The 19,864-nt window shown below is 70.9% G+C and carries 21 protein-coding genes and 1 riboswitch; of the genes, 8 read left to right on the forward strand and 13 right to left on the reverse strand.

Going from position 1 to position 19,864, the window contains the following annotated elements:
* Positions 1–70: 70 nt before the first annotated feature.
* Complete coding sequence (locus AC07FA_RS04070) at positions 71–127, reverse strand: trp operon leader peptide (RefSeq protein ID WP_356707688.1); 57 nt, start codon at positions 125–127, stop codon at positions 71–73.
* A 167-nt stretch (positions 128–294) separates the two neighbouring features.
* On the opposite strand from AC07FA_RS04070, the gene AC07FA_RS04075 reads away from it, so the two are divergent.
* Positions 295–1,650, forward strand: a complete 1,356-nt coding sequence (locus AC07FA_RS04075) for a class II 3-deoxy-7-phosphoheptulonate synthase (protein ID WP_479073097.1) — start codon at positions 295–297, stop codon at positions 1,648–1,650.
* Positions 1,651–1,813: 163 nt separating this feature from the next.
* A complete protein-coding gene (locus AC07FA_RS04080; RefSeq protein ID WP_479073098.1) occupies positions 1,814–2,083 on the forward strand; it encodes a (2Fe-2S)-binding protein in 270 nt (89 codons plus the stop codon).
* 30 nt (positions 2,084–2,113) lie between these two features.
* On the opposite strand, the gene bfr is transcribed toward AC07FA_RS04080, so the two are convergent.
* Positions 2,114–2,593, reverse strand: coding sequence for a bacterioferritin (bfr, locus tag AC07FA_RS04085; RefSeq protein WP_383792074.1), 480 nt, complete (start codon positions 2,591–2,593; stop codon positions 2,114–2,116).
* A 154-nt stretch (positions 2,594–2,747) separates the two neighbouring features.
* Between bfr and AC07FA_RS04090 the strand changes: the two genes are divergently transcribed.
* Entirely contained in the window at positions 2,748–3,380 is a 633-nt protein-coding gene (locus AC07FA_RS04090) for a sulfite oxidase-like oxidoreductase (RefSeq protein ID WP_479073099.1), read from the forward strand.
* Between the two features lie 18 nt (positions 3,381–3,398).
* Here AC07FA_RS04090 and AC07FA_RS04095 read toward each other — a convergent pair whose 3' ends face one another.
* The 6 genes from AC07FA_RS04095 to thiO form a co-directional block, all read right to left on the reverse strand.
* Positions 3,399–3,956: a DUF4396 domain-containing protein gene (locus AC07FA_RS04095; RefSeq protein WP_479073100.1), complete on the reverse strand. Its 558-nt coding sequence runs from the start codon at positions 3,954–3,956 to the stop codon at positions 3,399–3,401.
* A 69-nt stretch (positions 3,957–4,025) separates the two neighbouring features.
* Positions 4,026–4,889 carry a deoxyribonuclease IV gene (locus AC07FA_RS04100; protein ID WP_479073101.1) on the reverse strand — a complete coding sequence of 288 codons (864 nt, stop codon included), beginning with the start codon at positions 4,887–4,889 and terminating at the stop codon, positions 4,026–4,028.
* A gap of 6 nt (positions 4,890–4,895) precedes the next feature.
* The gene (pknB, locus tag AC07FA_RS04105) at positions 4,896–6,821 is read right to left on the reverse strand and encodes a Stk1 family PASTA domain-containing Ser/Thr kinase (RefSeq protein ID WP_479073102.1); all 1,926 of its coding nucleotides are present in this window, start codon (positions 6,819–6,821) and stop codon (positions 4,896–4,898) included.
* 99 nt (positions 6,822–6,920) lie between these two features.
* Positions 6,921–7,715 (reverse strand): thiazole synthase, encoded by a 795-nt coding sequence (locus AC07FA_RS04110; RefSeq protein ID WP_479073103.1) that lies wholly within the window; start codon positions 7,713–7,715, stop codon positions 6,921–6,923.
* Positions 7,716–7,719: 4 nt separating this feature from the next.
* A complete protein-coding gene (gene thiS / locus AC07FA_RS04115) occupies positions 7,720–7,944 on the reverse strand; it encodes a sulfur carrier protein ThiS (protein WP_479073104.1) in 225 nt (74 codons plus the stop codon).
* A complete protein-coding gene (thiO, locus tag AC07FA_RS04120) occupies positions 7,941–9,131 on the reverse strand; it encodes a glycine oxidase ThiO (RefSeq protein WP_479073105.1) in 1,191 nt (396 codons plus the stop codon). Before thiO ends, thiS begins: the two co-directional genes overlap by 4 nt.
* Positions 9,129–9,241: riboswitch (TPP riboswitch) on the reverse strand. (Overlaps the previous gene by 3 nt.)
* Before the next feature lie 129 nt (positions 9,242–9,370).
* Here thiO and AC07FA_RS04125 point away from each other — a divergent pair.
* The 5 genes from AC07FA_RS04125 to AC07FA_RS04145 all read left to right on the forward strand — a co-directional run bounded on the left by AC07FA_RS04125 (position 9,371) and on the right by AC07FA_RS04145 (position 13,796).
* The gene (locus AC07FA_RS04125) at positions 9,371–10,615 is read left to right on the forward strand and encodes an NAD(P)/FAD-dependent oxidoreductase (protein WP_479073106.1); all 1,245 of its coding nucleotides are present in this window, start codon (positions 9,371–9,373) and stop codon (positions 10,613–10,615) included.
* A 70-nt stretch (positions 10,616–10,685) separates the two neighbouring features.
* On the forward strand, positions 10,686–11,051 hold the full coding sequence (locus AC07FA_RS04130) for an Rv2175c family DNA-binding protein (RefSeq protein ID WP_479073107.1): 366 nt from the start codon (positions 10,686–10,688) through the stop codon (positions 11,049–11,051).
* A 78-nt stretch (positions 11,052–11,129) separates the two neighbouring features.
* On the forward strand, positions 11,130–11,780 hold the full coding sequence (gene thiE / locus AC07FA_RS04135) for a thiamine phosphate synthase (protein ID WP_479073108.1): 651 nt from the start codon (positions 11,130–11,132) through the stop codon (positions 11,778–11,780).
* Between the two features lie 136 nt (positions 11,781–11,916).
* Complete coding sequence (metF, locus tag AC07FA_RS04140) at positions 11,917–12,834, forward strand: methylenetetrahydrofolate reductase [NAD(P)H] (protein ID WP_479073109.1); 918 nt, start codon at positions 11,917–11,919, stop codon at positions 12,832–12,834.
* A gap of 50 nt (positions 12,835–12,884) precedes the next feature.
* On the forward strand, positions 12,885–13,796 hold the full coding sequence (locus AC07FA_RS04145) for a hypothetical protein (RefSeq protein WP_479073110.1): 912 nt from the start codon (positions 12,885–12,887) through the stop codon (positions 13,794–13,796).
* A gap of 16 nt (positions 13,797–13,812) precedes the next feature.
* On the opposite strand, the gene AC07FA_RS04150 is transcribed toward AC07FA_RS04145, so the two are convergent.
* From AC07FA_RS04150 to AC07FA_RS04170, 5 genes are all read right to left on the reverse strand, one after another.
* Positions 13,813–15,330, reverse strand: a complete 1,518-nt coding sequence (locus AC07FA_RS04150) for a phytoene desaturase family protein (protein ID WP_479073111.1) — start codon at positions 15,328–15,330, stop codon at positions 13,813–13,815.
* A 31-nt stretch (positions 15,331–15,361) separates the two neighbouring features.
* Positions 15,362–15,979, reverse strand: coding sequence for a DUF4126 domain-containing protein (locus AC07FA_RS04155; RefSeq protein ID WP_479073112.1), 618 nt, complete (start codon positions 15,977–15,979; stop codon positions 15,362–15,364).
* A 367-nt stretch (positions 15,980–16,346) separates the two neighbouring features.
* Positions 16,347–16,961 carry a TetR/AcrR family transcriptional regulator gene (locus AC07FA_RS04160; protein WP_479073113.1) on the reverse strand — a complete coding sequence of 205 codons (615 nt, stop codon included), beginning with the start codon at positions 16,959–16,961 and terminating at the stop codon, positions 16,347–16,349.
* Positions 16,962–16,990: 29 nt separating this feature from the next.
* Positions 16,991–19,078 carry a YhgE/Pip family protein gene (locus AC07FA_RS04165; protein WP_479073114.1) on the reverse strand — a complete coding sequence of 696 codons (2,088 nt, stop codon included), beginning with the start codon at positions 19,076–19,078 and terminating at the stop codon, positions 16,991–16,993.
* Complete coding sequence (locus AC07FA_RS04170; protein WP_479073115.1) at positions 19,050–19,793, reverse strand: ATP-binding cassette domain-containing protein; 744 nt, start codon at positions 19,791–19,793, stop codon at positions 19,050–19,052. Before AC07FA_RS04170 ends, AC07FA_RS04165 begins: the two co-directional genes overlap by 29 nt.
* Positions 19,794–19,864: the final 71 nt, after the last annotated feature.

Consider the following 19,864-nt stretch of genomic DNA (forward strand, 5'->3'; position numbering starts at 1 on the left):
AGGAACGGCCCCGAAACGCAGAGAAGGCCGCCCCCCGGGCGGCCTTCGCGAAGTGTGTACGCGCGATGAGTCAGCGGGCCGCCGGATGAGCGGTCCACCACCAGTTCTGGACTGTCTGCGCGAACATGCCGTGGATCGTAGCGCATGACCGTCGGACGGGGCTTCCCTCACGCCCCGACTCACGCCCCGAGTCACGCCCCGTGGCGCGGACCCTCCATGAGGCGACTTCGGACGGTCTGTCTCACCAGGCGAGCGAGTGCCGGGCGGGGGGCGGCGACCCCGTAGTCTTGCTGTGTGATCGTGAAAGCTGAATCCCAAAGCGTCGCCGACAAGGCGACCTGGCGAGACCTTCCCGCGGCGCAGCAGCCCGAGTACCCCGACTCCGAGGCCCTGCGCGATGTGCTCGCGGACCTCGAGTCGTATCCGCCGCTCGTCTTCGCAGGCGAGTGCGACCAGCTGCGTGCCCGCATGGGAGCCGTCGCCAAGGGCGAGGCATTCCTGCTGCAGGGCGGCGACTGCGCCGAGGCGTTCGACGCCGTGTCGGCCGAGCACATCCGAGCCAAACTCAAGACGCTGCTCCAGATGAGCGCCGTCCTCACCTACGCGGCCTCCGTGCCTGTCGTGAAGATCGGCCGGATCGCCGGTCAGTACTCCAAGCCGCGCTCCAAGTCGACCGAGACCCGCGACGGCGTGACCCTGCCGACCTACCGCGGCGACTCCGTCAACGGCTTCGACTTCACCGAGGCCGCCCGTATCCCGGACCCCCAGCGGCTGAAGCAGATGTACCACGCATCCGCTTCCACGCTGAACCTGGTCCGCGCCTTCACCACCGGCGGTTACGCGGACCTGCGCCAGGTGCACGCCTGGAACCAGGACTTCGTGAAGTCGTCGCCCTCCGGCCAGCGCTACGAGGCACTGGCCCGCGAGATCGACAACGCGCTGAACTTCATGAAGGCGTGCGGCACGGACCCGGCCGAGTTCAAGGCGGTCGAGTTCTACGCCTCGCACGAGGCGCTGCTGCTGGACTACGAGTCGGCGCTCACGCGCACCGACTCGCGTACCGGCAACCTGTACGACACCTCGGGTCACATGGTGTGGATCGGTGAGCGCACCCGTCAGATGGACGGCGCGCACATCGAGTTCGCCTCCAAGATCAGTAACCCGATCGGCATCAAGCTCGGCCCGACGAGCACCGTGGACGAGGCGCTCGGCTACATCGACCGCCTCGACCCCGACCGCGAGCCGGGCCGGCTGACCTTCATCGTCCGCATGGGCGCCGACAAGGTCCGTGACAAGCTCCCCGAGCTCGTCGAGAAGGTCACCGCGTCCGGCGCCACCGTGGCGTGGGTGACGGACCCGATGCACGGCAACACCTTCGAGGCCGCGTCCGGCCACAAGACCCGCCGCTTCGACGACGTCCTCGACGAGGTCAAGGGCTTCTTCGAGGTGCACAAGGGTCTCGGTACGCACCCGGGCGGCATCCACGTCGAGCTCACCGGTGACGATGTCACCGAGTGCGTCGGCGGCGGCCACGAGATCTTCGTGGACGATCTGCACCAGCGGTACGAGACGGCCTGCGACCCGCGCCTCAACCGCAGCCAGTCCCTCGACCTGGCGTTCCTGGTCGCCGAGATGTACCGCGACCAGTAGGAATCACCGGACTGTACGACTGTGGGGCACGGATCGATGTGATCCGTGCCCCACAGGCCGTTCCGGGGCTTTTACCCGCCAGGGGTGGCGGGTAAGGTTAGGTTAGCCTCACCGAAAAGATCGGGGCGGCCTCAGTGATCGACCCCGGCGGGAGGTGAACCGCGTGTACGTCTGCTCGTGCTTCGGAGTGACGGAACAGCAGGTCAAGCAGCATGCGGACGCCGGTGCCTGTACGCCCCGGCAGATAGCCTCCGCCTGCAAGGCCGGCACGGACTGCGGTGGCTGCGTCCGGAGGATCCAGGCCTTGCTGGGGCGCGGTGACTGCCCGCGCCGCGAGCTTCTCGATCAGAAGCAGGAGCCGGTGGCCGGTTCCCTCGGCGCGGCGGCTGTCGTCGCCGGTTCGCCCGGCGTCCGGCTCTCCGACGCGGCCTGAGCCCTTCCAGGTTCTTTTCGGGCCCCTGGCTCAGCTGTCCGGCTGCTCGATCAGCTGGGCGATGTAGAGCGGCTCGCCGAGCTTCTCGACCAGTTCCAGCTGGGTGTCGAGGTAGTCGATGTGGTGCTCCTCGTCCGCCAGGATGGACTCAAAGATATTTGCGGACGTGATGTCGCCCTTGTTGCGCATCAGCTCGATGCCCCGCTTGAGGCGGTCGATCGCCTCGACCTCGACCTGTCGGTCCGCCTGGAACATCTCGGTGACCGTCTGGCCGACCCGTACATGGAAAAGCCGCTGGTAATTGGGCAGGCCGTCGAGGAACAGAATGCGGTCGGTCAGGATCTCGGCGTGCTTCATCTCGTCGAAGGACTCTGCCCGGGTGTACTTGGCGAGCTTCGTCCAGCCGAAGTTGTCCTGCATCTTTGCATGCAGGAAATACTGGTTGATGGCAGTCAGTTCGGCGGTCAGCTGTTCGTTCAGGAACTCGAGGACCTCGGGGTCGCCCTGCATCGCAGAGGCTCCTTCCAACCGGTGTACTGGGCAAGTTGGCCGCATCCTCGCATCGCGCTTCCCGGTCGTCCAGTAAGTGCACGCTTAGTACGAGTTGCCCGAATCAGGTCTGCCCTGGTCATGACCACCCCTGCCTGTCTGTCACCATGGAGACATGGGTCAGCCGGAAAGCCGGGAATACAGCGAATCAGGGCAGTCCGAGCTTCCGCCGGGGCAGCGCCTGCAGCGTGGCTGGCCGGTCACCCACTACGGGCCCGTACCCAAGTTCAAGCCCGACCGCTGGGAGTTCCGGGTCTTCGGGGCCACGGCGGACGGCGAGAAGCGCTGCTGGAACCATCAGGAGTTCACGGCGCTGCCGTTCTCCTCGGTCGTCGCGGACCTGCACTGCGTGACGAAATTCAGCATGGTCGGCGCCGAATGGGGCGGGGTTCTCGCCCGGACCCTCGTGGAACTCGCGCCGCCCGCACCCCATGTCACCCATGTGATGGTGTGGGCCGAGTACGGCTTCAGCTCGAATCTCCGTCTGGATGACTTCGTCGCCGACCGGACCGTGTTCGCCACCCACAAGGACGGCGAACTGCTCACCGCGGAACACGGCTTCCCCGTGCGGCTGGTCGTGCCCCATCTGTACGCCTGGAAGGGACCCAAGTGGGTCCGGGGCATCGAGTACATGACCGCTGACCGCCGCGGTTTCTGGGAAGAGCGCGGCTATCACAACATCGGCGATCCGTGGAGTGAGCAGCGCTACTCCTACCAGGAAGAGCCCGGGGACGGCCCCGAGCTCTGACCGGCGAGGCTCCGTGCCTCAGTGGTGGTACTGGTGCACCACGGCGTGGCCCTTGCCGCGGCCGATCATCCACTTGTTGACCGGCACCGTGATGACGAAGGCGGCGGCCAGCGCGATGGCCAGGACGATCCAGAACATCGCATCGCCCAGATGGGCGTCCATGGCCCCCGGCCACAGGGCGAGCACGCCGTTGTCGATCAGCTCCATCACCGCGATCGAGAGCGTGTCGGCGGCGAGCGCGACCCGGAAGGCCGTACGGAAGTCGACGCCGGCCCTCAGGACGCCGCGCAGGGTCAGCGCGTAACCGAAGACGAACGCCAGGGCGATCGCGAGCACCATCGTCGGCATGTTGCCCCAGCCGAGTGCGGTGCCGATCACCATCCCCAAAATCTCGCCGATGGCGCAGCCGGTGAGGCAGTGCAGCGTGGCCTGGGCGGCCATGGCCCAGCTGGCCTTGCCGGGGCCGGAGCCCGGGTGCGCGTGCCCGCCGTGTCCGGCGTGGGCGTCGTGACCCGTGTGCGCCTGGTGGCCGTGTCCGGCGTGCGGGTCCTGGTGGGTGTCGGGGTCGTGCTGCATGATCTTCCCCCAAAGCCGGATAGCGGTTCCTGTCGACAACAGGAACCGTATACCCCCTAGGGGTATTCCTCAAGCGATCGCGGGACCGCGCAGCTCCTTCAGCCGCGCCACGTCCGCCGCATGCCCCGCCTTGCCGCCGGGCGTCTCGATGACCAGAGGGACGCCGTCGGTCGCCGGGTGGGAGAACAGCTCCCGGAACGGCTCCGCACCGATGTGACCCGAGCCGATGTTCTCGTGCCGGTCCTTGTGCGCCCCCACCACGTCCTTGGAGTCGTTGGCGTGGATCAGCTTCAGCCGGCCCTCGCCGACGGTCTCCACCAGCAGATCGAGGGTCTGACGCATGCCCGCGGGGCCGGTCAGATCGTGCCCCGCCGCGTAGATGTGGCAGGTGTCCAGGCAGATGCCCAGCTTGGGATGGGAGTCCAGCGCCTCGAAGTAGGGCCCGAAGTCCCAGGTGCGTGAGCAGAGCGAGGAGCCCTGACCCGCCGTCGACTCCAGCAGCAGATACGGGTCGTCGTCATGCGTCAGCTCGTCGAGCAGCGGCCTCATGTGCGTGCGCACCTGCGCGAGTGCCTCCGCCGGGGGCCGTCCGCCGGTCGCCGAACCCGTGTGCACCACGACACCCAGCGCGCCGATCTCCCGGGCCCTGCGCAAGGAGTGCCGCAGCGACTCCACGGACCGTTCCACCGTGGCTTCCGTGTGCGAGCCGAAATTGATCAGATACGGCGCGTGGACGTACGCGGGGATCGACGCGGCCGCGCACTCCGTGCGGAACAGCTCGTCCTGCGCCGGATTCCCCGGCGGCGTCGCCCAGCCGCGCGGATTGGCGACGAAGACCTGCACGGCCTCCGCGCTCAGCTCTCGCGCGTAGTCGAGGCCGATCTTGGCGAGACCGCCCGCCACCGGGACATGGGCGCCTACCGGGTTTCGCATGTGGATCTACAGTCCCTTGGTCCTGATCGTGATCGTGGAGCCCTCGGCGGCCTCTTCGCCGCCGTCGACGGACTGCTTCTCGATGGTGTCGCTGAAGGACAGGAACGGCCGGTCGACCTCGACCTCGAACCCCGCCTCTTCCAGTGTGCTTCTGGCCTCGTCGACATCCATACCCGTGACGTCCGGGACGTCGAGCATCCGCGGCCCCTTGGAGACCGTGAGCTCCACGGAGTCGCCCTCGGCGGCCTCCGCGCCTTCGGCCGGTGACTGCTCGGCGATATCGCCCGCGACCTCGGCGGAACTCACCCGGCCAGGCCGCACCTCGGCCTTCAGGCCCTCCTCCGCCAGCGCGGCGGTGGCGTCCTCGACGGACAGGCCGGTGACATCCGGCACGTCGACCGGGCTGCCCTTGCTGACCACCAGAGCGACGGCGGATCCGGTGTGACGCTCGGTGCCGGCTGCGGGGTCCGTACGGACGACTTCGCCCCGCGCCACGTCCTCGCTGAACTCCCGGGTCACCGTCCCGGGCACGAGACCGGCTTCCTTCAGATCACGTCTGGCCTCGGCGAGAGTGACGCCCTCGACATCGGGGACGTCCACCGTCTCCGGGCCCCGGGAGACGACCAGCCGCACGGAGCCGTTGCCCCGGATGCGTTCGCCGGAACGCGGGTCGCTGCTCAGCACCGTGCCACGGGCGGCCGTGTCGCTGTAGGCGCGGTCGACGCGCTTCACGTCCAGACCGGCGTCCTCCAGGCGCTGCTCGGCGGACTTCTGGGTCTGGCCCAGCAGTGCGGGGACCCGGGTGAACTGCCCCGAGTTGATGTACCAGACGCCCCCGCCGACGCCCAGCACCAGCAGGACGGCGGCGAGCGCGGCGGCTATCCCGCGCCGGGGATTGCCGCGGAAGAGGCCGCGGCGGCCGGGGCCGGTCCTCCGGGGCGGCAGGGACGGCGGCATCTCCAGCCGGCTGGTGTGGTGGGTGGTGCCCTGCCCCGGCGGGAGTACCGGCGGGATCACGCTCGTACGGTCGTCGGCGGCGTCGTGCTCCTCGCCGCGGGCCTGCGGGGGCGTCGCGTCGAGCTGCTCGTCGGTGAGGGCGGACCGGTACTCCAGCGTTTCGGCCAGCAGCACCACCGCGTCCTGCGGACGTACCCCGGGGTTGCGGGCGGTGGCGCTCGCCACCAGGGCGTCCAGCTCCACCGGGAGGCCCGGGACGACCGCGGACGGGGCCGGTACGTCCTCGTTGAGGTGCTGGTAGATGACCTGGGCGGCGGTGTCCCCGGTGTGCGGCTTGCTGCCGGTGAGCATTTCGTAGAGGACGACCCCGCACGCGTACACATCGGCCCTGGTGTCGGCCGTGCCGTGCTCGATCTGTTCGGGTGCGAGATACGACACGGTGCCCAGGAGCGACCCCGTGGTCTCGGTGACGGTGCCCACGGCCCGGACCAGCCCGAAGTCGGCGACCTTCACCCGGCCGTCGTCCCCTATCAGGACGTTCTCCGGCTTCATGTCGCGGTGCACGAAGCCCGCGCGGTGCGCGGCGCCGAGGGCGGCCAGGACCGGCTCCATGATGTCCAGAGCGGCCCGGGGCCGCAGGGCACCGCGCTCGCGAAGGACGTCACGCAGGGTGCACCCCGCCACGTACTCCATCGCCAGGTAGACGTACGCCCCCTGGGCCCCCTGGTCGAAGACCGCGACGACATTGGGGTGCGCGAGCCTGGCCACGGACTTGGCCTCGCGGATGAAGCGCTCGACGAACGAGGCGTCGGTCGCGAGTGCCGGGTGCATCACCTTGAGCGCGAGCACCCGGTCGAGCCGGGTGTCCATGGCCCGGTAGACCGTGGCCATGCCGCCGACGGCGATCCGCGCGTCGACGCGATAGCGGCCGTCGAGCAGCTGCCCGACCATGGGGTCCTGGAGGGTCGTATCCACGCACCGAGTCTACGAGCCACCGCTGACACCCCGGACGGTCCGGGCAGCTCCGGGGCGCTACTGCAGCCGAGCCGTGACAGGGACACGTACCCTGCGGTTCTAGAACGCCGGACGCTCCGGATCCAGTACGGCCCGGCCCTCGCCCGGGGACGAGGCCTCCGCGAAGTGGCGGCGGGGAATCCGGCCCGCCCGGAACGCCAGGCGCCCGCCCTCCACCGCGTGCCTCATCGCGCCCGCCATCAGCTCCGGCTCCTGCGCCCGGGTCACCGCGGACGCCAGCATCACGGCCGAGCAGCCGAGCTCCATCGCGAGTGCGGCGTCCGACGCGGTGCCGGCTCCGGCGTCCAGGATCACCGGCACCCCGGCCCGCTCGACGATCAGCTGGAAGTTGTGCGGGTTACGGATGCCGAGTCCGGAGCCGATGGGTGAGCCGAGCGGCATGATCGCCGCGCACCCCACGTCCTCCAGCTTCCGGGCCAGCACCGGATCGTCGTTGGTGTACGGCAGAACCGTGAACCCGTCGTCCACGAGGATCTCGGCGGCGTCCAGCAGCTCGATCGGGTCCGGCAGCAGCGTGCGCTCGTCCGCCACGACCTCCAGCTTGACCCAGTCGGTTCCCAGCGCCTCCCGGGCCAGCCGGGCGGTCAGCACGGCCTCGCCCGCGGTGAAGCAGCCCGCCGTGTTCGGCAGGACGCGGATGGAGAGCCGCTCCAGGACGGAGAGGACCGAGCCCCGCACGGTCGGGTCGAGCCGGCGCATCGCCACCGTGGTCAGCTCGGTGCCGGAGGCGAGCAGGGAACGCTCCAGGACCTCCAGGCTCGGAGCGCCGCCCGTGCCCATGATGAGCCGGGAGGAGAAGGGCGTACCGCCCAGGGTGAAGAGATCGTCGGACATCCGGTCAGCCTCCCTGGACCGCGGTGAGCACCTCGACGCGGTCTCCGTCGGTGAGCGCGGTGGAGGACCACTGGCTGCGCGGGACCACGGTCTCGTTGACGGCGGCGGCCACTCCGGAGTGCGCGGTGGTGAGCGTCGCCACGAGGGTGTCCAGAGGGGTGTCACGGGGAACGCCGCGGTGTTCCCCGTTCACGGAGATCAGAACGGGGCCGGACAGGGACTCGGTCATGCGGGCTGCTCCTGACGTACGGGGGCGGCGGAGGGCGAGGGGGCGAAACGGCTCGGCGTGAAGGCGCGGCCCACCTCCGGCAGCTCGCCGGTGGTCAGCACATGCGCCATCACCTCGCCGGTGACCGGGGTCAGCAGCACCCCGTTGCGGTGGTGGCCGGTGGCGAGGTGGAGACCGGGCAGGGCCGTCGGGCCCAGCAGCGGCGCGTTGTCGGGGGAGGCCGGGCGCAGGCCCGCCCGGGTCTCGGTGAGCGGCAGCTCGGTGATGCCGGGCACCAGCTCGTGCGCGTCGCGCAGCAGCTCGTACACCCCTCCGGCCGTGACGGTGGTGTCCCAGCCCATCTCCTCGCTGGTGGCGCCGACGACCAGCTCGCCGTTCTCCCGGGGTACGAGATAGAGGTGGCTGCCGCGGACCACGGCGCGCACTGTCCGGCTGAGGAAGGGGGCGTACGCGGGCGGCACGGTCAGCCGCAGCACCTGGCCCTTGACCGGGCGGACCGGCGGCACGACCTCGTCGGGCAGCCCCGCGAGCCGGCCGCTGAGGCTTCCCGCGGCGAGGACGACCTGATCGGCGGAGAGCTCCGTCCCTCCCGCGAGCACGGCGCCGGCGGCGCGGCCGTGCGTGACGGACAGCCGCTGCGTCCACGCCCGGTGGAAGACCACCCCGGCGCGTTCACAGGCGGTCAGCAGCGCCGTGGCCAGTCGCCTCGGATCGACCTGGTGGTCGCCGTCGACCCGCAGCCCGCCGCGTACGCCCGGCGCGAGCATCGGTTCCAGGCGGCGGCACTCGCGACCGGTGAGCCACTCGGACTCCAGCCCCGAACGCTGCTGCAACGCGTGCAGTTCGCGCAGATGGGCACGGTCGTCGGAGTCGAGTGCCACGGCCAGGGTGCCGCAGGCGCGGAAGCCGATCTCCTGCCCGCTCGCCTCCTCCAGTTCCGCGGCGAACGCGGGATAGCGGGCGGCGGAGGCGACGTTGAGGCCGAGCAGGGTCTGCTCGCCGTAGTGCAGTTCGGTGACGGCGGCGAGCATCCCGGCCGCGACACCGGCGGCCCCGCCGCCCGGTTCGGGATCGGCGACTGCTGTGCGCAGGCCGCGCTGAGCCGCCCGCCAGGCGGTCACCAGACCGATGATGCCGCCCCCGATGACGAGGACGTCGCATCCGTTCGTGTTCCGTGGAGCACGCATGGGCTTCCAGCCCCTCCCTTCGCCGGCATGACCCGGATCAGGTTCGTACGGTCGGAGGCCGCCCAGCCTCCCTCTCAGCCCGGTACGTCCGGGCTCCCGCGAGTCTTTTACGTGGGCCACCCTAAACCCCGTCACCCGTGGTCAGTAAGACCCACTGGACGACCTGCCCGGGTCACCGCGTCCCGACCGTCGCGAAGGAGCCACTTCCTGACGTGTCGTCAGGTGTTTAAGGTGGACGGGTGAGCGAGCAGACGGAACAGCAGACAGCGGGACGGCGCTCCCGGCACGTCGTGGTCGTCGGGGCGGGGATGGCCGGCGTGCAGACCGCCGTGGCCCTGCGCGAACAGGGCTTCACCGGACCCGTCACACTGATCGGCGCAGAACCGCATCAGCCGTACGACCGGCCGCCGCTCTCCAAGGCGGTCCTGCTCGGCAAGGCCGAGGACTCGGCCTTCGACATCGACTTCGAGGCCCTGGACATCACCCTGCGACTCGGGCTCGACGTGACAGGACTGCGGTCCGGGGCGCACGAACTGGACACCCTGGACGGCCCCGTCCCGTACGACACCCTGGTCGTCGCCACCGGAGCCGAACCGGTCGAGCTGCCCGGCTCCGAGGGTGTCCCGGGCGTCCACCTCCTGCGCACCCTCGACGACGCCGCACGGCTGCGGCCCGTCCTGGAGCGGCAGCACGACATCGTGGTCGTCGGGGCGGGCTGGATCGGCGCGGAATTCGCCACCGCAGCCCGCGCCGCGGGCTGCGCGGTCACCGTGGTCGAAGCGGCCGAGCGGCCCCTCGCGGGCGCCCTGCCCGCCGAGGTCGCCGCCCCGATGGCCCTCTGGTACGCGCGGAGCGGCGCCGAACTCCTCACCGGCGCCCGGGTGGCCCGGATCGAACCAGGCGCCGTCGTCCTGGCGGACGGCCGCGTGATCCCGGCGGGAGCGGTGGTTGTGGGCATCGGTGCCCGGCCCGCCACCGGCTGGCTGGCCGGCTCCGGCATCGCACTCGGCCCGGACGGCTCGGTCATCGCGGACACCGCGCTGCGCAGCTCACTGCCCGATGTGTACGCGGTCGGGGACTGCGCCTCCTTCCCCTCTGCCCGCTACGGCGAACGCCTGCTCGTCCACCACTGGGACAACGCGCTCCAGGGGCCGCGGACCGTCGCCGCGGCCATCGTCGCCACCGACGGTGGCGAGCCGCCGCAGCCGTACGACCCGGTGCCCTACTTCTGGTCCGAGCAGTTCGACCGGTTCGTGCAGTACGCCGGCCACCACGCGGGCGCGGACACCCTGCTGTGGCGCGGGGACCCGGCGGAAGCCGCCTGGTCGGTGTGCTGGCTGCGCGCGGGGGTCCTCGTCGCGGTGCTGGCCGTCGGCCGCCCACGCGACCTGGCACAGGGGCGCAGACTCATCGAGTCGGGCGCCCGCGTCGACCCGGAACGGGCCGCCGACCCCTCCGTACCGCTCAAGACGGCGAAGCTCTGACACCACCTCGTGACCCCCTTACGGTCGGCCCGGCTACCGACTGTCAGTCCGGGATGGCACGCTTGTCCTTGTGACCGAGATTGACGCAAAGATCGATGCTCTCGTCCCTGCCTGGCTCTACCTCCCCGACATCGCGGAAATGCTCGATATCGAGGTGACGCGCGTGCGGCAGCTGGTGAGGGATGGCCAGCTCATCGCCGTACGCCGTGGTGAGAACCGGGCACTCCAGGTGCCTGCCGCCTTCATCGACGGCAACAAGGTGGTCAAGGGCCTCCCGGGGCTCCTGACGGTCCTGAGGGACGACGGCTACAACGACGGAGAGATGCTGGAGTGGCTCTTCACTCCCGACCCGACCCTGCCCGGTACCCCCGCGCAGGCGTTGAGTGAGAATCGCGGTACGGAGGTGAAGCGCCGCGCCCAGGCGCTCGCCGTCTGACCGAGACAACCGCACACGGAGTGCGGGCCGTGCCACAGGCCGGCCCGCACCCCGCCGTACCGACGGGGGAAACTCACCATGTCCACGCCTCGCACGCAGCTGTCCGAAGCCCGGCTCTATCTGTGCACGGACGCACGCAAGCGGCAGGGTGACCTCCCCGCGTTCCTGGACGCCGTCCTCAGCTCCGGCGTGGACATCGTCCAGCTGCGCGACAAGGGCATGGAGGCCGCGGAGGAGCTCGAACACCTCGCGGTGTTCGCCGACGCCTGTAAGCGCCACGGGAAGCTCCTCGCGGTGAACGACCGCGCCGACATCGCCCACGCCATCGATTCCCACGTGCTGCACCTCGGGCAGGGGGATCTGCCGGTGCCCGCGGCCCGCGCCGTCATCGGCCAGGACGTCGTCATCGGCCGCTCCACCCACGCCGAGTCCGAGGTCGACGCCGCGGTCGCCGAGCCCGGCGTCGACTACTTCTGCACGGGCCCCTGCTGGCCCACCCCGACCAAGCCCGGCCGCTACGCACCCGGCCTCGGGCTCGTCCGGTACGCGGCCTCGCTCGACCAGCCGCGCCCCTGGTTCGCGATCGGCGGGATCGACGCGGGCAACCTCGACGAGGTGCTGGACGCGGGCGCCCGCCGGGTCGTCGTCGTACGGGCGATCACCGAGGCCGACGATCCGGCCGCGGCCACCGCCCACCTCGCCGGGCGTATCAGGGCACGTACCAGCTGAGCAGGGCGTTGTCCGGGCCCGCCGTCCGCGCCCGCTGTCCGGGGTGTTGTCCGAAGGGTGGACAACAACCCGTTCAATTCGGGCAAATAGCACCGATCTGGTTGGGGGACCGCTCCGCCCTGGTTAACCTCCCAGTATGGCCCTTGGCACACCCTCCACCAGGACGGATCACGCGCGCACCGTGCGTGAGCTGCTTGCGACCGGCAAGACCTCGTACTCGTTCGAGTTCTGGGCGCCCAAGACCGAAAAGGGCGAGCGGAACCTCTGGAACGCGCTGCGCCGGGTCGAGGCGGTCGCCCCGAGCTTCGTCTCCGTGACGTACGGGGCCGGCGGCTCCACCCGCTCCGGGACGGTCAGGGCGACACAGCAGATCGCCGAGGACTCCACGCTCACGCCCGTCGCGCACCTCACCGCCGTCGACCACTCCATCGCGGAACTGCGCAACATGGTCGGCCAGTACGCGGACGCCGGAATCCGGAACATCCTCGCCGTGCGCGGAGACCCGCCCGGCGACCCGATGGGGGAGTGGGTCAAGCACCCGCGAGGTGTGCGGTACGCGGCGGACCTCGTCCGGCTCATCAAGGAATCCGGCGACTTCTGTGTCGGCGTCGCCGCCTTTCCCGAAATGCACCCGCGGTCGGCCGACTGGGAGACCGACATCGGCCATTTCGTGGACAAGTGCCGTGCCGGTGCGGATTACGCGATCACACAGATGTTCTTCAATCCGGAGGACTATCTGCGGATGCGTGACCGCGTGGTCGCGGCGGGTTGCGAAACGCCCATCATTCCCGAGGTCATGCCGCTCACCAGCGCCCGGCAGCTGGAAAGGTTCGCGCAGCTCAGCAACGCGTCCTTCCCTTCCTCGCTGAAAGAACGCATCCTCGCCGCCAAGGACGATCCGGCCGCTGTACGCTCCATTGGCATCGAGTTCGCAACGGAGTTCTGCGCGAGGTTGCTCTCCGAGGGTGTCCCCGGACTGCACTTCATCACGCTCAACAACTCGACGGCAACGCTCGAGATCTACGAGAATCTCGGACTGCACAAGCAGTCGTGACCGGCCGTACCCGCCACCAACCGGGGCGGTGGCCGTAGGAGGGGGCGGGCGTGGGCTGGACGGTCCTCTACATCGCATTCGGCATCGTGGCGTTGTGGCTGCTCGGTGAGGTGCTTCTGCAGTACAAGGCGCGGCTGCGCTGGCGACTGCTCGCCTTCGGCGGATTCCTCGGTGTGGTCATAGGCGTGCTGATCCCGTCCGTGCCGGTGATCGCCCTCGGCGCGATCGCCTTCGCGACCGGGCAGACCTATGTGACGCTGTCCTTCCGGCGGGGCTTCTCCACGGGCTGGGCCATAGGCGGCAGCCCCGGCGAGAGCCGGCGTCGCCGCCGCGGAGCCGAGCGCGCCGACACCAGGGAGCCCACCCTGGAGGTCTCCGACCTGGAGTACCAGGACGAACCCGAAGCCCCCGCCCCGGTCTACGCGCCGGAGCCGCTGCCCGACGACACCGGGCAGTACGGCGTCTACACCGAGACGGCCCACGCGGCCGCGGGCGGCGTCGGGAGCCGGCCGGAGCAGGACGAGGCCCCGTACGACCCCTACGCGCCCTACCCCGACTACGGCCAGCCCGCCCAGGACCCCTACGCCGGGCAGGACGGCTACGCCCCGCAGGGCACGCCCCCGGGCCAGGACACGTACGCGGGGCAGTACGACTACGGCACGGGCCAGCAGAGCTACGCCGCGTACTCCGACCCGTACATCGGGACCGGCACCACCGCCGGCTCCGCCCCGTACGGCTCGTACGACAGTTACGGCAACGGGTACGACAGCTACGGGGGCCAGCAGCAGTACGCCGAGCCCTACCCGCAGCAGTACGGCTCCGACACACCGCCGGGCGGGGTCTGGGTTCCGCACCAGCGCGAGGCCGGGCAGTACCCGCCGGCGCCGCCGCAGGAACCGGCCGAGCCGGCGCCCTACGGCAACGGGTACGACACCGGTCACAACGAGCCGTACCGCTACTGAGGCGGACTCCCGGGACTCACCGGGAGCCGCGGAAGCCGTCGCCCTCCACGATGAGTCCGGCGACGAGCGCCCCCGACATCCCGGCGTGCGCCAGTCCGCCGCCGGGGTGCGACCAGCCGCCCGCCAGATACAGACCCGGCAGCCGGGTGCGGTTGCCGCTGTGCAGCCAGGCGCCGCCGGCCCCGGCCAGCGCGGGCGCCGGCACCGAACCGCCCTCGGCACCGGTGTCCGCCGCCGTCTCGGCGGGCGTCCGCACCTCCGCGTGGATCACCCGGTCCCGCAGGCCGGGAACGGCCGCGCAGGCCACGCCGACGACCGTGTCCGCGTACCGCTCGCGCAGCGCCGCGTCCGTCCAGTCCACCGGGCCGTGCGGGGCCACCGTCGCCATCAGGGTCACCGCCTCGTGCGCCGCGTCCGGGCGGGTCGAGGGATCGTCGGGCCGGTCCACCGTCACGGTCGGCCGCTCGGCGATCCGGCCTCCGAACACGGCCTCGTGCTCCGCCGCCCCGTCCGCGCCGTGCACCACGGTCCGGTGCACGGCACCGGACTCCCGGGCGCCGCGCAGGGACAGCAGAACCAGGAACCGGCCCGGCACCGGCCCGCTCCCCGGACGCGGCTGCGCCACCACGTCCCCGTCCTGCCACAGCTCCTGACCCGGCACCAGCTCCGCACGCGGCTGCGCGGCCAGCACCACGTGATCGGCCTCGGCGCTCTCCCCGTCCGCCAGCTCGACGCCCGCCGCGCGGCCGTCCTTATCGACGATCCGGACGACCTCGGCCCCGAAGACGAAGGTCACCCGCCGCGCCAGGCACCGCTCGTACAGCGCGTCGGCGAGCGCCCGCATGCCGCCGGTGACGTACCAGCTGCCGAAGGTCTCCTGCATGTACGGCACGAGGGCGGCGCTCGCCGGAGCGCGGCGCGGGTCCAGCCCGTACGACAGGGCGTACCCGTCCAGCAGCGCTGCCAGCCGGGGGTCCGCCAGCTCCCACGCGCCGATCTCCACCACCGTCCCCGCCTGCCGGGGCGAGCGCAGCAGCCTGCGCTGCCGGACGGCGGGGTAGGGATCGCGGCCGAGGACCTGCCAGTCGGGTCGCAGCGGCTCCTCCAGCAGAGGGCGCCGCGAACGGTCCCAGGCGTCTCCGGCCCGGTCCAGGAACGTGCCCCAGCGGGCACCGGCGCCCGCTCCGAGCGCCTCGTCCAGCGCGGCGACCGCGCCGGCCCGCGAGGCGTTGGGCAGGGACACCGCGGTGCCGTCCGCGAAGACATGACGGCTCGCCGGGTCCACCTGGGTCAGCGTGACGCACTGCTCCAGCGACTCCTTGCCGGTCTTCACGAACAGATCGCGGTAGACGGCGGGCAGGTGCAGCAGGGCCGGCCCGGTATCGAAAGCGAAGCCGTCACGGGCATACCGGCCGACCGAGCCGCCGTACGTGGCGGACCGCTCGTACACCGTCACCCGGTGGCCTGCCACGGCGAGCCGGGCCGCCGCCGCCATCGCGCCCGTCCCGGCGCCGATCACCGCAATTCGTGCCATGTCAGTGACCCTAAGGGGTGCCACTGACAGCTCACCCGGGAGGCCGGTGCCCGCCCGCTTCCGCCAGACGTCTCTCCTCGCGCCGCTGCGCCCTGCGGCGCAGGAACCGGCGAATCCGCGAGGCCAGGAAGACGAGTATCACGATCCCCAGAAGCAGCAGCGTCGCGGCGATGGACGCGGCCGCCAGCGGATGGAACATGGCGAAGGTGATGATCCCGGCGACGCCGAGGTCCTCGGCCGTGCTCACCGCGATGTTGCTGAACGGTTCGGGGGAGGTGTTGACCGCCATCCTGGTGCCCGCCTTCACCAGATGGCTCATCAGCGCCGTGGAACCACCGACGGCCCCGGCCGCGAGCTCCGGCAGCGAACCGCTCTCGCCGGCCAGCAGCGCGGCGACGACGGCGCCGGACAGCGGCCGGACGACGGTATGCGCCGCGTCCCAGGCCGAGTCCACGTAGGGGATCTTGTCGGCCACCGCCTCGCACAGGAACAGCACCCCGGCCACCACGAGGACATCGGTGCGCTGCAACGCGGCGGGCACCTCGTCGGTGAGACCGGTCGCACCGAAGACACCGAGCAACAGGACCACCGCGTAGGCGTTGATCCCGCTCGCCCAGCCACTCGTGAACACCAGGGGGAGTACGGACACGGACGCGATCGTAACCAGACACGCTCCGGCGCGGGTGGGGCTGAGCACACAGCTCTGAGTATCCGTACCTAGCGCGGGAGATGAGTAGGGACACGGATAGGCGTTGACCTGCGCAGACGGCAGAGTGTGGGGCACGGAAGGGGCGCGGCTCCGAGACCGCCGACACGGGGCGGCGGAACGGCGCGGTTCCCCTGACGCAACGGGGGTGCACGGCGGAGGGCCCGGGACCACGGGGGAAGCACGGGGTCACGGGGGAAGGGTTCTCCGGCAGCACGGAAAACGCCGGTCCGGTGGAGTTCGAGGGGGATCGAACTCCACCGGACCGGCGTCTTCGTGTCCAGGCCGTACGGTGCTCCCCGGCTCCGGGTCAGCGCCGCCCGCTGACCCGCCCGTGCAGCAGCAGGGAGAGCGCGGAGTGCACATCGTCTATCGACCGCTCCGGCTGGAACGCCTGCCAGTCGAGCGCGGCCACCAGCACCATGCCGACGAGCGCGGCCGCGGTCAGCGGAATGTCGATCTCCTCGCTCAGCTCGCCGTTGCGGACACCCTCCCTGAGCACTCCCTCGACGACGGCCACGGCTTCCTGACGCACCACCAGGAGGGTGCCCTGCCAGGCGCGGTTGGTGCGCCAGAGCTCGGCGACGTACAGCTGGGTGAAGGCCGGGTAGCGGTCGATGAAGACCAGGCCCGCCCGGATCATCGCGTCCAGGGCCTCCACCCGGGTGCCGCCGCGCGCCTCGGTCTCCTCCGACGCGGAACGCAACGAGGCCGTGAGCAGCCCGACGCCGTGCCGCAGCAGCTCCTCGAAGAGCTCGGTCTTGCTCTTGAAGTTGTAGTAGACCGTGCCCTTGGCGACGCCGGCGCGCTCGGCGATCTCGTCCACCGTGGTCGCGGAGAACCCCTTCTCGGCGATGAGGGTCACCGCTGCCTCGTAGAGCTTCTGCCGGGTGGCCCGGCGGCGCGTGGTGCTACTGCTTTCCATGCGGTCGATTCTCACAGGTCCGGGCGCGCTCACAGACTGAGCTCCGGATGCAGCCGGTCCAGGGTCCACACCTGCTTGCGCCGCGCGGAGACGGCGGTCAGGGCCAGCGCTCCGGCGGTGAACGCCGCGAGGACCGCGCACGCCTGCCAGACCGGGCCGAGGCCGCCTCCGGTGATCAGCCGGCGCAGGCCGTCGACGATGTAGCTCATCGGCAGGAACGGGTGGATCGCGCCGAAGAACCCGGGGCTCGTCTGCACCGGGTACGTCCCGCCCGCCGAGGTCAGCTGGAGCATCAACACCGCCAGGACGAGGATGCGGCCCGCGGCCCCGAAGCGTGCGTTGAGCCACTGCACGATCGCCGCGAAGCAGCAGGTGACCAGCGCCAGGAAACCGATCGTCGCGGCGGGGTGCGCCATCTGGAGGCCGAGCCCCCAGTGCAGTACGGACATCAGCGCGGCCACCTGGAGCACACCGATCGCGACCACGGGCAGCCACCCGGCGAAGGCGATCCGCCAGGCGGAGGCCCCGGCGGCGAGCGCCCGCCTGTTCAGCGGCTGGATCAGCATGTACGCCACCATCGCGCCGACCCAGAGGGAGAGCGGGATGAAGTACGGGGCGAAGCCGGTGCCGTAGTTCGGGGCCGCGTGCAGGGACGAGGACGCCAGCTTCACCGGATCGGCCATGACACCCGTCCGCGCGTCACGGTCCTTCTCCGAATAGTCGGGGATCTTGCCGACGCCGTCGTTCAGCCCCTGGGCGAGGGTCGCCGACCCGTCACCGAGCCGGAAGAGCCCGCTGTCGAGGTCCGTGGCACCGGTCTTGAGCTTGCCGACGCCCGTGTCCAGGTCGGACGAGCCCGTCTTCGCGGTGCCCAGGCCGGTGTGGAGGGTGTCGGCGCCCTTGGCGACCTTCTGGGCACCCGTGTTGAGCGCGTTGATCTTCGCGACCGCGGATTCCAGGTCGGTGTCCAGGTGCGGTGAGCGCTGCGCGAGGGCTTCGGCCTGCCCCTGGAGTGTCGTGAGATGGCCACGGAGCTTCTTCAGGTCCCCGTCCTGGTTCTTGACCAGTACGTTCACGTCGTCCGCGACCTTCGCGACGTCGGCCGCGGCGGTCACGGCCCGCTTCAGCGGCGGACAGACGCCGGGGTCGGGCAGCAGCTCGTCCTCGCACCGGGTGCGGTGGATCTCGGTGAGCTCGTCGGCGGCGGTGTGGGCGGCGGTCGCCGCGGTGGGCGCCGTCTTCACCAGCAGGTCGAGGTTGTCCCGCACGGTCTTCGAGGAGTCGGCGACCAGCCGGGCGGTGTCACCGATCGCCCGGCCGTTGTCCTTGAGGAACGGGCGTACGTCCGCGGCGATGCCGTTGACCTTGTCGGCGAGGAGCTGAGTGCCGTTCGCGACCTGTCGTGAGCCGGTTTCGAGATCGCCCGCGCCCTTGTCGAGCTTGGTGATCCCGCCGGCCAGTCTGCCGCTGCCCGCCTTGGTGTCCTTGAGCCCGCTCGCGAGGTCCTCGGACCCCTTCTTGGCCTTGGAGATGCCGCCCTTGAGGTCGTCCGCCCCCTTGGCCGCCTTCTCCGTGGCGTCATGGATGTCCGAGAAGGAGATGAAGATCCGGTCCAGGAACCCGCGGGAGGCGTTCGTCGAAGCCGCCGTGCGCACCTCGGAGAACACCGTCCGGGAGATCTGCCCGACGATGTAGTTGTTCGCGTCGTTCGTCCGTACCTGGAGTGCGCCGGTCTCGGGGGAGTCGCCCGAGCTGGAGGCGATCCGCTTGCTGAAGTCGGACGGCATCGTCAGCGAGAGGTAGTACGTGCCGTCCTCGACGCCCCGGCCTGCCTCGGCGGAACTCACCTCGTGCCAGTCGAAGACCTTGGAGTCGCGCAGCTTTCCGGTGATCTCGTCCCCGGCGGCGAGGCGCTTGCCCGAGACGGTCGCCCCCCTGTCGTCGTTGACCAGCGCGACGGGAATTTTGTCGAGGCGCCCGTACGGGTCCCAGAACGACCACAGGTACAGGGCTCCGTACAGCAGGGGCAGCAGCAGGAGCGCCACCAGTGCGGCGCGCGGCAGCTTTCCCCTGCCGAACCGCTTCAGCTCAAGCGCGGCCAGTTTCGGCGATCGCATCGGCCGTCCCCTCCTCGGTCGTGGTACCGGTACGTACGGTGAGCGCGCCCTCGGGGGCCTCGCTGCACACGGCGAGCACTGTCGTGCCGTCCTCGGCGATGGCGCGCAGCAGTGCCCAGGCCTCGTCGCGCTCGGCGCCGGAGAGCTTGAGGTCGGTGTCGTCCACGGCGAGCAGCCGCGGACGGGCGATCAGGGCGAGGGCGATGGACAGGCGCAGCGCCTCCAGCCGCTCCAGATCGCGTACGGAGGTCCGCTCGGCCTTGGGCAGGGCGGCGGGGTCGAGTCCGGCCGCGTCCAGGGCGGCGTCGATGCGGGCCCGCGCGGTGGCGGCCCGTTCGGCACGGGGCCGGAGCAGTGCGCGCAGCGAACCGTCGAAGCGGCGCTGGAGCAGGGCCCGCTCGCGCAGGTGCTCGGCGACGGTGAACGCCGGATCGAGCTCGCTGACGCCGGGAACCGGCCCGAGGGCGCTGATCCTGCGGACGGCGGCGAGCTTGCCGGGCATGCGCAGGCCGCCCGTCTCGGCGTGGCCCTCCGTGGAGCGCATCCGGCCGGTGAGCGCGAGGAGCAGGCAGGTGCGCCCCGAGCCGGACGGACCCTCGACCGCGACGAGCGAACCGGGCCCGGCGGTGAAGCCGACCCCCCGGAAGGCCCAGCCGCGCGGTCCTCTGAGTCCGAAGTCCTCGGCGCTGACGGCTGCCCCGTGCGGGCTGTCCACAGACCCTCCCCTTTTGAACTGACCAGTCAGTGCAAAAACTTAGCCCGAACTCGCGGTCGAAGCAAAAGACC

The organism is Streptomyces sp. NPDC045968 (genome assembly GCF_056430475.1).